The following is a 12,486-nucleotide window of genomic DNA, read 5'->3' as shown; positions in this document are numbered from 1 at the left end:
ATTGTGGGAGGGACTTCAGTCCCGACGCGCACCGCATCAGTGAGCAGGACACTGCTTTTGTCGTGACCGCGGGCGCTGCACAGCAAGCGAGGCTGTCACGCCCGACCCCGCACGCAGCAGGATTCAGTGGCGCGCCTTCAGGCCGCGATTACGTCCCCACACCGTGATACGCCAGCACATCGCGTCCGCCACCACGCTCGCTCAAACGTCCGCAGGCGCCAATTCGCGCAGCTTGCCCTGGTGCAGTTCCAGCACGCGATCCAGCTTGCGCGCCAGGCTGCGGTCGTGGGTGACCAGGGCCAGGCTGGTGCCCTGCGCGCGGTTGAGTTCGAGCATCAGCGCGAACACGTTGGCCGCGGTCTTGTCGTCGAGGTTGCCGGTCGGCTCGTCGCCGAGCACGCAGGCCGGGCGATTGACCAGCGCACGCGCCACCGCGGCGCGCTGGCGCTCGCCGCCGGACAGTTCGCCCGGCTTGTGCTCTAGGCGATGGCCCAGGCCCACCGATTCCAGCAGCGCGCGGGCGCGGGCATCGGCGTCCTGGATCGGCGCGCCGCCCAGCAGCACCGGCATCATCACATTCTCCAGCGCAGTGAACTCTGGCAGCAGGTGATGGAACTGGTAGACGAAGCCCAGCGAACGGTTGCGCAACTGCCCGCGCGCCGCGTCGGTCAGCGCCGACATGCGCTGCCCGGCCACGTAGACCTCACCGGAGGTCGGCACGTCGAGGCCGCCGAGCAGGTGCAGCAAGGTGCTCTTGCCGGCACCGGAGGCGCCGACGATGGCCACGGTCTCGCCCGCCGCCACGCTCAGCTCCAGGCCGTCGAACACCGGCGTGCGCATCTTGCCTTCGGCATAGGTCTTGGCCAGGCCTTCGGCGCGGATCGCCGCGTCCGCTTGTCGCTTCTGCATTCCCGATTCCCGATTCCCCATTCCCGATTCCCGGCTCTCATTCATAGCGCAGCGCCTCCGCCGGCTGCGTGCGCGACGCGCGCCAGGCCGGGTACAGCGTGGCCAGGAAGCTCATCAGCAGGGCCACGACGGTGATCACCATGACGTCGTGCGGCTGCATGTCGGTGGGCAGGCCGGTGATGTAGTAGACGTCCTCGGGCAGCAGCTTGATGTTGAACACCGCCTCGATGCCGGCCAGGATCCGCTCCAGGTTGAGCGTCAGCACGATGCCGCCGATCACGCCGGCGACGGTGCCGATCACGCCGATCAGCGTGCCCTGCACCATGAACACCTGCATCACCCCGCCCGGGCTCAGCCCCAGCGTGCGCAGGATGGCGATGTCGGCCTGCTTGTCGGTCACCAGCATGACCTGCGAGGACACCAGGTTGAACGCGCCCATCGCGATGATCAGCGACAGCAGGATGCCCATCACCGTCTTTTCCATCTTCAGCGACTGGTAGAGGTTGGCGTTCTCGCGGGTCCAGTCGCTGACCATGTACGGGCCGTGCAGGTTCAGCGCCAGGTCGCGCGCCACGTTCCAGGCCTGGTCCATGTCGTACAGCTTCAGGCGCACGCCGGTGACGCCGTCGCCCATGCGCAGCACCCGCTGCAGGTCGGGCATGCTGGTCACCGCCAGGCCGCGGTCGATCTCGTTGTAGCCGGCCTCGAAGATGCCGCTGACGGTGAAGCGCTTGTAGCGCGGCACCATGCCCATCGGGCTGGCCTGCGGCTCGCCCAGCATCACCACGACCTTGTCGCCGACGCCCACGCCCAGCCACAGCGCCAGTTCCTGGCCGAGCAGGATGTTGTACGACCCCGGGATCAGGCTGTCGACCGAGCCCTGCTTCATCTTCTGCGCCAGCACCGAGACCTTGGCCTCTTCCTTGGGCAGGATGCCGCGGACGATCGCCGGCTGGTTGCGCTGGCCGGTGAGCAGGGCCTCTTCCTCGACGTAGGGCGCGGCGCCGGCGACGCGCTTGTCGCGCATGGCCACGTCCACCGCGTGCTGCCAGTCCTCCATCGGCGCGCCCTGCGCGCTGACCGTGGCGTGCGCGGCCATCTGCAGCAGGCGGTCGCGGATCTCCTTCTGGAACCCGCTCATCACCGCCAGGGTGGTGATCAGCACGGTCACGCCCAGGGCGATGCCGAGGATCGAGGCCATGGAGATGAAGGAGATGAAATTGTTGCGGCGCTTGGCGCGCAGATAGCGCAGGCCGATGGCCACGGGTAAGGGTTTGAACATGCGCAGCCACCATCCAGGGAGCGCTATGGTGCCATTTGCGGCGGCGCAGACGAAGCGGCATGGGCGGCAGCGGCCAGACGCAGTTCACGTCGTGCCGCCGGCGGCAGCGTGTCCGGCCACCACGCCAGGCGCTGGGTGCGCCCCTGCGCATCGCGCCAGCGCACGAACGCCAGCGGTCCGCGCCAGTCGACCTGCAGCGCGCTCACCGCCACGCCATCGATGCTGGGCGTACCGGCGCCAGAGGGAACCAGCAGCTTGCGCGGCGCCCGCCCGGCCTCACGGCGCAGCAGCCACCCCGCATACAGCAGCGCCAGCGCGGCCGCCGGCCAGGCCAGGTGTGGCGGCAGGTCGGAGCCGAGCAGCGACAGCGGCGCCAGCGCGCCGAGCAGGGTCAGCGCGGCCAGCAGCCAGCGCGAGGGGCGCCAGTCAAGCCGGCATGGCGCGGATGGAAGCGATGAGATCGGCGGCGCGTGCATCGGGACAGGCCTCGTAGCCCATGAACCAGCGCCACAACTTATCGTCCTCGCAATCGAGCAGGTATAGGAAAACCCCGCGCTCGTCCTCGGAAGCTTCCCCCCAGCGCCGGTCCAGGTAACGGCCGAACAGCTGATCCAGTTCGCGCATGCCGCGCCGGCAGCGCCAGCGCAGCTTCTTCAGTTCGGTGGTCTCGTCCATCGCATGCGCCCTTGCCTGGAGGCGGCGCCGCACGGCAGCCGCCGAAAACGAACGCGGCACCGAACCCGAAAGCCGGTGCCGCGCGGTCGGCGGGCAGGCCCGCCGCGTGGAACGTCCGCCGCTGCGATCAGGCGCGGCGCGCCATCATCAGCTTCTTGATCTCGGCGATCGCCAGCGCCGGGTTCAGGCCCTTCGGGCAGGTCCGCGCGCAGTTCATGATGGTGTGGCAGCGGTACAGCTTGAACGGATCTTCCAGATCGTCCAGGCGCGCACCGGTGTCCTCGTCGCGCGAGTCGATGATCCAGCGGTAGGCCTGCAGCAGGATCGCCGGGCCCAGGTAACGCTCGCCGTTCCACCAGTAGCTCGGGCAGCTGGTCGAGCAGCAGGCGCACAGGATGCACTCGTACAGGCCGTCGAGCTTCTTGCGGTCCTCCGGCGACTGCAGCCGCTCGCGATCCGGCGGCGGCGGGGTCTGGGTACGGATCCACGGCTTGATCGAGGCGTACTGCGCGTAGAAGTGGGTCAGGTCCGGCACCAGATCCTTGACCACGCTCATGTGCGGCAGCGGGTAGATCGGCACTTCCTTCTTGCCGCAGTCGGCGATCGCCTTGGTGCAGGCCAGCGTATTGGTGCCGTCGATGTTCATCGCGCACGACCCGCAGATGCCTTCGCGGCACGAGCGGCGGAAGGTCAGGGTCGGGTCGATCTCGTTCTTGATCTTGATCAGTGCGTCCAGAACCATCGGGCCGCACGCGTCCAGGTCCACCTCGTAGGTGTCGGTCCGCGGGTTGCTGTCGTCGTCCGGATTCCACCGGTAGACCTTGAAGGTCCGCACGTTCTTCGCGCCCTTGGCGGGAAAGTGCTTGCCCTTGCGGATCTTGGAATTCTTGGGGAGGGTGAACTCTGCCATGGCTTTTAAATCCGGGATTGGGGATTAGGGATTGGGGAGGCGTTGAAAGCAGGAAGCGAAGTGTTCGAATCCCGAATCACCAATCCCCAATCCCGGCTTTGGTCAGTAAACGCGCGGCTTCGGCGGCACCACGTCCACGTCCTTGCTGAGCGTGTACATGTGCACCGGGCGGTAGTCGAAGCTGCACTGGCCCTTGTCGTCGACGGTGACCAGCGTGTGCTTCTGCCAGTTGACGTCGTCGCGGTCGGGGAAATCCTCGTGGGCGTGCGCGCCGCGGCTTTCCTTGCGCTGTTCGGCCGAGTTGATCGTCGCCACTGCGTTGAGCAGCAGGTTGTTTAGCTCGTAGGTCTCGATCAGGTCGGAATTCCACACCAGCGAGCGGTCGGACACCTTGACGTCCTCGAAGCTGGCGAAGATGTCGGCCATCTTGTCCACGCCTTCCTTCAGCGTCTTGCTGGTACGGAACACCGCCGCGTCGGACTGCATGGTGCGCTGCATCTTGTCGCGGATCACCGAGGTCGGGGTGCTGCCGTTGGCGTTGCGCAGCTTGTCCAGCAGGCCCAGCGCCTTGTCGCAGGCGTCGCCCGGCAGGCCCTTGTGCGGGGCGCCGGTCTTGATCGTCTCGGCGCAGCGGTTGGCCACCGCGCGGCCGAACACCACCAGGTCGAGCAGCGAGTTGGAGCCCAGGCGGTTGGCGCCGTGCACCGACACGCAGGCGGCCTCGCCGATGGCGTACAGGCCCGGCACCACCGCATCGGGGTTGTCGCCGTCCTTGCGCACCACTTCGCCGTGGTAGTTGGTCGGGATGCCGCCCATGTTGTAGTGGACGGTCGGGATCACCGGGATCGGCTGCTTGTGCACGTCGACACCGGCGAAGATGCGCGCGCTCTCGGCGATGCCGGGCAGCTTGTCGTCGATCACGCCCGGGCCGAGGTGGGTCAGGTCGAGCAGGATGTGGTCCTTGTGCTCGCCGACGCCGCGGCCTTCGCGGATCTCGATGGTCATCGAGCGCGACACCACGTCGCGCGAGGCCAGATCCTTGTAGTGCGGCGCGTAGCGCTCCATGAAGCGCTCGCCGCTGCTGTTGCGCAGGATGCCGCCTTCGCCGCGCACGCCTTCGGTGATCAGGCAGCCGGCGCCGTAGATGCCGGTCGGGTGGAACTGCACGAACTCCATGTCCTGCATCGGCAGGCCGGCGCGCATCACCAGGCCGCCGCCGTCGCCGGTGCAGGTGTGCGCCGAGGTGGCGCTGAAGTAGGCGCGGCCGTAGCCGCCGGTGGCCAGCACCACGCCGTGGGCGCGGAACAGATGCAGCGAGCCTTCGGCCATGTCCAGGGCGAGCACGCCGCGGCAGGCGCCTTCCTCGTCGAAGATCAGGTCGAGCGCGAAGTACTCGATCATGAAGCGCGCGTTGTGCGCCAGCGACTGCTGGTACAGCGTGTGCAACATGGCGTGGCCGGTGCGGTCGGCGGCGGCGCAGGTGCGCTGCGCGGACGGGCCTTCGCCGTACTTGGTGGTCATGCCGCCGAACGGACGCTGGTAGATCTTGCCGTCCTCGGTGCGGCTGAACGGCACGCCGTAGTGCTCCAGCTCGATGATCGCTGGGATCGCCTCGCGGCACATGTACTCGATGGCGTCCTGGTCGCCCAGCCAGTCCGAGCCCTTGATGGTGTCGTAGAAGTGGTAGCGCCAGTCGTCCTCGCCCATGTTGCCGAGCGCGGCGGAGATGCCGCCCTGCGCGGCCACGGTATGCGAACGGGTCGGGAAGACCTTGGTGAGGCAGACCGTCTGCAGGCCCTTCTGGGCCAGGCCGAAGGTGGCGCGCAGGCCGGCGCCGCCGGCGCCGACCACGACCATGTCGTACTTGTGTTCGGTGATCTTGTAAGCGGACATCGAATCTGAGTTCCTGTTCCGGGCGCCGATCAGGCGCTGCCCAGCGCGATGCGGGCGACCGCGAATACACCGACGATCGCGCCGAGCACGGCGACGAACTTCACCGTGGTCTGCAGCGCCAGGGCCAGCAGCGAGTTGTGTACGTAATCTTCGAGAATGACCTGCAGGCCGATCTGCGCATGCCAGAACATCGCGATCAGGAAGCCGACCAGCAGCACCGCGTTCCACGGCTTGGCCACCGCTTCGGTGGCGGTGACGTAGTCGGCGCCGAGCAGGCTCAATACGAACACCAGGAACCACACGGTCAGGCCGACCAGCGCAGTGGCGGTCAGCCGCTGCAGCACGAAATGCTCGGTGCCGGACTTGGCCGCGCCCAGGCCGCGGACGTTCTTCAGGGGGGTGCGATAGCGGCTCATGCGGCGGCTCCGTGGAGGACGTAGGCCCAGATCAGCGCCACGATCACCAGGCTGCCGACCACCGACATCCAGCTGCTGCGCACGAACGCGGGAATGCTGTAGCCATGGCCGAAGTCCTGCACGATGTGGCGCAGGCCGTTGCACAGGTGGTAGGCGAAGGCCCAGCTCCAGGCGAACAGGAATACCTGGCCGTACCAGGCGCCGGCCATGCCGCGGAAGCAGTTCCAGGACGCCGGGCCGAGCATCAGCACCAGCAGCGCGGCGGCGATGATCAGGGCACCGACCGACAGCACGATGCCGGTGGCACGGTGCAGGATGGAGGTGACCATCTGGATCTGCCAGCGATAGACCTGCAGATGCGGGGAAAGGGGACGTTCGCGCGTAGCCATTCGCTGGGCTCGTTGTCTCGGCTGGGCGGCGTGCTTAAGGCCGCGTTGGCTCAAAGCTGCTCAAAAATCGATGCAGCGTCCGTTTTTCTCCCAGTCGCCGTAGCGCGTCGGCTCGAGGCCGCCGCGCCCGCCGATCTCCCGCGGCGCAGGCTCGGTCTGCGGAGGGGTGTCCTCGGCGGGCCGCTGCGTTTCGGGATCGGACTCGGGTGTGGGGGTTGGTTGGCCTATCATGCGGGTCTCACAACTCGTCAATTTTAGTCCTCCCCTCTCGTGCCTGACAACCTGAATCTGGAATCCGGCGGTTTTTCCGCCTTGCCACACCTGCAATACGTCGCATTGCGCGGTCCGGATGCAGCGGCCTTCGCCCATGCGCAATTCGCCAACGACGTGCAGGCGCTGGCCGTGGGCCAGTGGCAGTGGAACGCCTGGCTCACCGCCAAGGGCCGGGTGATCGCGGTGTTCGCGCTGCTGCGCCAGGCCGACGACGCCTTGCTGATGCTGCTGGCCGACGGCGGCGCCGAGGAACTGGCAACGGCACTGAGCCGCTTCGTGTTCCGGCGCAAACTGCGCGTGACGGTCGAGGACACGCTGCATGCCTTCGGTCGTTTGAGCCTACCCGAGCAGGCCCGCGGCGCGACGTCAGCGCACGATGAGGCCGGCGTGATCGAACTGGACATGGGCGGCGACGGCCTGCCGCGCACCCTGCGCCTGGTGCCGACGCCGGCCGCGGATGCGCCGGCCGCCGACCCGGCGCTGGCTGAGGCCTGGCGCGCGGCCGACCTGCGCCTGGGCCTGGCCCGGCTTGCGCCGAGCCAGCGCGAACAGTGGACGCCGCAGCAGTTGGGCCTGGACCGGCTGCACGCCTTCAGCGTCAAGAAGGGCTGCTACCCCGGCCAGGAAATCGTCGCCCGCACCCACTTCCTGGGCAAGGCCAAGCGCACCGCGCAATTGCTGGAAGTGGATGCGCCCGTCACCATCGATGCACCGGTGCAGCGCGACGGCCAGCCATTCGGCAGCGTGGTCAGCGTCGCCGGCACCCTGGCCTTGGCGGTGCTGCCGCTCGAGGAGGCGCCGCCGGCGGGACTGGACGTCGACGGCCACCCCGCACGTTGGCAGCCCCTGATCGACGGCCTGGCGCGCTGAGCGCGCCGGCGCTTTCGCTGTTGCTATTGCGATTCCCGATTCCCGATTCCCGACTCCCCGCTCTCCAGGCGCCCCCCACTCTCGGCATCGAAGAAGTGCAGCGCATCGCCGCGCACCGCCACCCGCAGGCGCTCGCCCAGGCCCGGCAGCGCGCGCGGCGCCACCCGCATCACCAGCGGCTGCGCGCCGTGGCTGAGATTGACGAAGATCTCGTTGCCGACCGGCTCGATCACCTCGATGGTGGCCTCGAAGCCGCCCTGTGCGTCGTCGCTGGGCTGCAGGTGCTCCGGCCGCACGCCGATCGCCAGTTCCCGGCCCAGCCACTGCGGCGCGACCTGCGCGCCTGGCAGCGGCACCCGCCCGCCGTCCTGCAACTGCAGCTGCAGGCCGCCCTCGTCGACCAGCCGCCCGCGCAGCACGTTCATCGCCGGGCTGCCGAGGAAACCGGCCACGAACAGGTTGGCCGGGCGGTCGTACAGCGCCATCGGCGTGTCGATCTGCTGGATCACCCCGTCCTTGAGCACGACGATGCGCTGGCCCAGGGTCATCGCTTCGACCTGGTCGTGGGTGACGTAGATCATGGTGGTGCCGAGCTTGCGGTGCAGTTGCGCGATCTCGGTGCGCACCGAATGGCGCAGCTTGGCGTCCAGGTTGGACAGCGGCTCGTCGAGCAGGAACACCGCCGGCTCGCGCACCAGCGCGCGGCCCAGCGCCACGCGCTGGCGCTGGCCGCCGGACATGGCGCGCGGCAGCTTGTCCAGCATCGGGGTCAGGCCCAGAGTGTCGGCGGCGGCGGCCACGCGCTGGCGGATGACCTCCTTGCTCTCGCCGCGCAGCTTGAGCCCGAACGCCAGGTTCTCGGCCACGGTCATGTGCGGGTACAGCGCATAGCTCTGGAACACCATGGCGATGTCGCGGTCCTTCGGCGCCACCTCGTTGACCACACGCTCGCCGATGCGCAGCTCGCCGCCGCTGATCTCTTCCAGGCCGGCGATCATGCGCAGCAGCGTGGACTTGCCGCAGCCCGAGGGCCCGACCAGCACCATCAGTTCGCCGTCGGCCACTTCGAAGCTGGCCCCGTGCACGGCGACCTGGCCGTTGTCGTAGACCTTGCGGATGTTGTCCAGTTGTACTTTCGCCATGTATCCGGTTTCCGGCAGTGAGGAACGGGCTGCCGCCGGTCCCTCCCGAGGGCAGTGCATACGAATTCGGGTCGCATCATGCCCGCGCGCAGGCAACAATGGATCGCGATGCGGTATTCTGCCATGTAACCGTTTTCACGGGGCAACATCGAGCCTGGGAGGGCATGCAATGCGATCCGCCAGCCGCCGATCCGGCGCGCGCCCGTCATCCTGCGGGATGACAGCCGACCTGCAGCATGAGGCATTGGAGAGGTATGCTCAGAGGTCTGGCAGTCGTATTCATCTCCTGGATCGTGCGTTCCCGCCTGGCGGCCCTCCCGCGTCACGCCCTCGCCCGAACCGGCCGGATACAGGCCGTCGCCGCCGTTCGCTTTCCCACGCCACGTCACTCCTAGCCCCCAGGTGATCGACACCATGTCACCCGAAACCGAAACCCGGTCGATGCACGATACCTTCCTGTTGTTCGGCGCCACCGGCGATCTGGCCCAGCGCTACCTGTTCCCCTCGCTGCTGCGCATGCTGGACGACGGCTTCCTGCCGGAAGACTTCCGCATCCGCGCACTGGCGCTGTCGCCGCACGACACCGCCAAGTTCCACGAGATCCTCAAGCCGCGCCTGCAGGCGGCGATGCCGCAGATCGGCGAATCGATCGTGCAGGCGCTGCTGGCGCGCATCGACTACCGCTCGGTGGACCTGCGCGATGCCGAATCGGTGGCCGCCGCGGTGCGCGACCTGACCGCACGCCGCTGCGTGAGCTACCTGGCGATCCCGCCGGGGCTGTACATCAGCACCTGCCAGGGCCTGGCCCTGGGCGGCGCCCTGGCCGCACCGCACCGGCTGATGCTGGAGAAGCCGATCGGGCACGACTCGGACAGCGCCCGCGAGATCGTGCAGGCGATCGGCGCGCTGATCGACGAGGACCGCGTGTTCCGCCTGGACCACTACCTGGGCAAGGCCGCGGTGCAGAACCTGATCGCGCTGCGCTTCGGCAACACGCTGCTGGAAGCGGTGTGGAACCGCAACTACATCGAGTCGGTGGACATCCTGGTCGCCGAGAGCGAGGGCGTGGACGGCCGCGACGCCTACTACGCGCGTTCCGGTGCGCTGCGCGACATGGTGCAGAGCCATATCCTGCAGTTGCTGTGCCTGGTGGCGATGGAGCCGCCGGCGTCGCTGGAAGCCGACCGCATCCGCGACGAGAAGGTCAAGGTGCTGCGCGCGCTGCGTCCGCTCAGCGCCGAGCATGCCGCCCGCGACAGCGTGCGCGGGCGCTACACCGCCGGCACCATCAACGGCCAGCCGGCGCAGGCCTACCAGCCGCCGGAAGGCAGCGACGTGGAGACCTTCGCCGCGGTCACCGCCTACATCGACAACTGGCGCTGGGCCGGGGTGCCGTTCCGGCTGTGCACCGGCAAGCGCCTGGCCGAGCGCTCCACCCGCGTGGTGGTCACGCTCAAGCCGGTCACCCACTGGCTGTTCGAGCGCCCGGCCGCGCAGCAGGTGGCGCCGAACCGGCTGACCTTCCAGCTGCAGCCGCAGGAAAACATCGAACTGGGGCTGATGAGCAGCCTGGCCGGCCCGGAATGGGGCGCGCTGGAACTGCAGCCGCTGGAGCTGGAACTGTCGGTGCCCACCGGCCTGCACCGGCGCATCGCCTACGAGCGGCTGATGCTCGACGCGCTCAACGGCAACCATGCGCTGTTCGTGCGCGACGACGAAGTCCGCGCCGCCTGGGCCTGGATCGACAGCGTCAGCGCCGCCTGGGCGCAGGCGCACCTGCCGCTGCTGCCCTACCCGGCCGGCAGTTGGGGGCCGGAGGAAGCGCAGGCCTACGTCTCCTGCGACCAGTCCGGCGCCGCGCCGAAGGTCGCGCAATGAGCGCGCCGCAGCGCCCGGTGCTGGTCGCCGACATCGGCGGCACCAATGCCCGTTTCGCCCTCGCCGATCTCGACGCCTCGGTGCCGCTGCTCGACGACAGCACCCAGACCTATTCGGTGGTGGAATTCCCGTCGCTGGGCGACGCCGCCCGCCACTACCTGGAACAGACCGGGGTGGACGCGCGCAGCGGCACCTTCGCGGTCGCCGGCCGCGTCGATGGCGACGAAGCGCGCATCACCAACCATCCATGGGTGATCTCGCGGGCGCGCACCCGCGCCATGCTCGGCTTCGACGAACTGCACCTGATCAACGACTTCGCCGCGCAGGCGATGGCGATCAGCCTGCTGCGGCCGCAGGACGTGGTCCAGGTCGGCGGCGCCAGCTGGACGCCGTCGTCGATCGAGGTGCCGCGCAACTACGGGGTGATCGGCCCCGGCACCGGCCTGGGCGTGGGCGGCCTGCTGATGCGCGGCGGGCGCTGCTTCCCGCTGGAGACCGAGGGCGGCCATGTCAGCTTCCCGCCGGGCACGCCGGAGGAGATCCGCATCCTGGAACTGCTCTCGCAGCAGTTCGGCCGCGTCTCCAACGAGCGCCTGATCTGCGGCCCCGGCCTGGTCAACATCCACCGCGCGCTCAGTGAGATCGCCGGCGACGACCCGGGCCCGCTGCAGCCGGAGGACATCACCGCGCGCGCCGCGCAGGGCGACTACCGGGCGATGCGCACGGTGGACGTGTTCTGCGCCGTGTTCGGCGCCATCGCCGGCGACCTGGTGCTGATGCAGGGCGCCTGGGACGGCGTGTTCCTGACCGGCGGGCTGGTGCCGAAGATGCTCGACGCGATCCAGCATTCCGGATTCCGCCAGCGCTTCGAGCACAAGGGCCGGTTTTCGTCGATCATGGCGCGGGTGCCGTCGCTGGCGGTGATCCACCCCCGTCCCGGCCTGCTCGGCGCCGCCGCCTACGCGGTGGACGCCGCGCGGCAATCCCCAGGAGCCATCGCATGAGCCCCACGCTGTCCGACCGCATCACGCTGATCCGCTACGACGATCCGGACGAATGGATCGACGCGGCGGCGGCCGAGATCGGCACCGCGCTGCGCGAGGAGATCCAGCGCCGCGGCGGCGCGCGCCTGCTGCTGTCCGGCGGCACCACCCCGGCGCCGGTGTACCAGGCGCTGGCCGAGTTGCCGCTGGACTGGTCGAAACTGGAGGTCGGCCTGGTCGACGAGCGCTGGCTGTCGCCGCAGGACAGCGACAGCAACGCCTACCTGGTCCGGCACAGTCTGCTGGACCGCGCCGAAGAGGCGCGCTTCGAACCGCTGGTGCGGGTCGGCAAGCCGCTGCAGGACTGCGTGCACGCGGCCAACCTGCACGCGCAGCACGCCCCGGCCCCGTGCATGGCGGTGCTGGGCATGGGCGGCGACGGCCACACCGCCTCGCTGTTCCCGGGCGCCACCGACCTGAACAAGGCCCTGGCCAATCCACTGCCCTACGCCGCGCTCGACGCCACCGGCTGCCCCGGCGCCAACACCTGGCCGCTGCGCATCACCCTGACCCCGGCCGGCCTGGCGCCGATCGGCCAGCGCATGCTGCTGTTGCGCGGCAAGCAGAAGCTGGAGGTACTGGAGCGCGCGCTGGCCGGCACCGATCCGCACGAGTACCCGATCCGCGTCGCCTTCGATACGCCGGGTGCGCGCCTGCGCGTGCATTGGTGCGAGTGAGGCCGGGATTGGGGATTGGGGATTGGGGATTCGCAACGGCTGCGCGCTGACGCTTTTCCGCTCTTCCGATTCCCGCTTCCCGCTCTTCCGATTCCCGATTCCCGTTTCCCGACTCCCCCTTCATAGCCA

14 protein-coding genes are annotated in these 12,486 nt (G+C 68.9%); 4 read left to right on the top strand and 10 right to left on the bottom strand.

Annotation, left to right across the window (positions count from 1 at the left end):
* Positions 1-201: 201 nt before the first annotated feature.
* The 9 genes from lolD to SLW52_RS20295 all read right to left on the bottom strand — a co-directional run bounded on the left by lolD (position 202) and on the right by SLW52_RS20295 (position 6,705).
* Positions 202-909, bottom strand: a complete 708-nt coding sequence (gene lolD / locus SLW52_RS20335) for a lipoprotein-releasing ABC transporter ATP-binding protein LolD (protein WP_017909302.1) — start codon at positions 907-909, stop codon at positions 202-204.
* Between the two features lie 37 nt (positions 910-946).
* Complete coding sequence (locus tag SLW52_RS20330; RefSeq protein ID WP_320741124.1) at positions 947-2,191, bottom strand: lipoprotein-releasing ABC transporter permease subunit; 1,245 nt, start codon at positions 2,189-2,191, stop codon at positions 947-949.
* A 23-nt stretch (positions 2,192-2,214) separates the two neighbouring features.
* Positions 2,215-2,667 (bottom strand): hypothetical protein, encoded by a 453-nt coding sequence (locus SLW52_RS20325; protein WP_320741123.1) that lies wholly within the window; start codon positions 2,665-2,667, stop codon positions 2,215-2,217.
* Complete coding sequence (locus SLW52_RS20320) at positions 2,618-2,866, bottom strand: succinate dehydrogenase assembly factor 2 (protein WP_017908443.1); 249 nt, start codon at positions 2,864-2,866, stop codon at positions 2,618-2,620. The genes SLW52_RS20325 and SLW52_RS20320 overlap by 50 nt, the downstream gene beginning before the upstream one ends.
* Before the next feature lie 127 nt (positions 2,867-2,993).
* Complete coding sequence (locus tag SLW52_RS20315; RefSeq protein WP_320741121.1) at positions 2,994-3,776, bottom strand: succinate dehydrogenase iron-sulfur subunit; 783 nt, start codon at positions 3,774-3,776, stop codon at positions 2,994-2,996.
* Positions 3,777-3,878: 102 nt separating this feature from the next.
* Positions 3,879-5,669 carry a succinate dehydrogenase flavoprotein subunit gene (gene sdhA / locus SLW52_RS20310; protein WP_010342654.1) on the bottom strand — a complete coding sequence of 597 codons (1,791 nt, stop codon included), beginning with the start codon at positions 5,667-5,669 and terminating at the stop codon, positions 3,879-3,881.
* A gap of 29 nt (positions 5,670-5,698) precedes the next feature.
* A complete protein-coding gene (gene sdhD, locus SLW52_RS20305; protein ID WP_017908440.1) occupies positions 5,699-6,085 on the bottom strand; it encodes a succinate dehydrogenase, hydrophobic membrane anchor protein in 387 nt (128 codons plus the stop codon).
* Positions 6,082-6,474, bottom strand: coding sequence for a succinate dehydrogenase, cytochrome b556 subunit (sdhC, locus tag SLW52_RS20300; RefSeq protein WP_026144277.1), 393 nt, complete (start codon positions 6,472-6,474; stop codon positions 6,082-6,084). Before sdhC ends, sdhD begins: the two co-directional genes overlap by 4 nt.
* Before the next feature lie 60 nt (positions 6,475-6,534).
* The gene (locus SLW52_RS20295; RefSeq protein WP_081481960.1) at positions 6,535-6,705 is read right to left on the bottom strand and encodes a DUF1674 domain-containing protein; all 171 of its coding nucleotides are present in this window, start codon (positions 6,703-6,705) and stop codon (positions 6,535-6,537) included.
* A gap of 39 nt (positions 6,706-6,744) precedes the next feature.
* Here SLW52_RS20295 and SLW52_RS20290 point away from each other — a divergent pair, with 39 nt between their 5' ends.
* Positions 6,745-7,617 carry a folate-binding protein gene (locus SLW52_RS20290; protein WP_295961728.1) on the top strand — a complete coding sequence of 291 codons (873 nt, stop codon included), beginning with the start codon at positions 6,745-6,747 and terminating at the stop codon, positions 7,615-7,617.
* 23 nt (positions 7,618-7,640) lie between these two features.
* Here the strand turns inward: SLW52_RS20290 and ugpC are convergent, their stop codons facing one another.
* Positions 7,641-8,759, bottom strand: a complete 1,119-nt coding sequence (gene ugpC / locus SLW52_RS20285) for a sn-glycerol-3-phosphate ABC transporter ATP-binding protein UgpC (RefSeq protein WP_320741118.1) — start codon at positions 8,757-8,759, stop codon at positions 7,641-7,643.
* Between the two features lie 441 nt (positions 8,760-9,200).
* Here ugpC and zwf point away from each other — a divergent pair, with 441 nt between their 5' ends.
* Genes zwf through pgl form a run of 3 tightly spaced genes read left to right on the top strand, consistent with a single transcriptional unit; the run spans position 9,201 to position 12,357 of the window.
* Positions 9,201-10,637: a glucose-6-phosphate dehydrogenase gene (gene zwf / locus SLW52_RS20280; RefSeq protein ID WP_026144039.1), complete on the top strand. Its 1,437-nt coding sequence runs from the start codon at positions 9,201-9,203 to the stop codon at positions 10,635-10,637.
* Positions 10,634-11,641: a glucokinase gene (glk, locus tag SLW52_RS20275; RefSeq protein WP_267084239.1), complete on the top strand. Its 1,008-nt coding sequence runs from the start codon at positions 10,634-10,636 to the stop codon at positions 11,639-11,641. Before zwf ends, glk begins: the two co-directional genes overlap by 4 nt.
* Positions 11,638-12,357 carry a 6-phosphogluconolactonase gene (gene pgl, locus SLW52_RS20270; protein ID WP_295961733.1) on the top strand — a complete coding sequence of 240 codons (720 nt, stop codon included), beginning with the start codon at positions 11,638-11,640 and terminating at the stop codon, positions 12,355-12,357. The genes glk and pgl overlap by 4 nt, the downstream gene beginning before the upstream one ends.
* The last annotated feature ends 129 nt before the right edge of the window (positions 12,358-12,486 follow it).

This window comes from Xanthomonas sp. LF02-5 (genome assembly GCF_034105325.1).
GTDB classification, from domain to species: domain Bacteria; phylum Pseudomonadota; class Gammaproteobacteria; order Xanthomonadales; family Xanthomonadaceae; genus Xanthomonas_A; species Xanthomonas_A sontii.
Note: the sequence above shows the minus strand (reverse complement) of the source record. Positions and strands in the feature narration are given on the sequence as shown.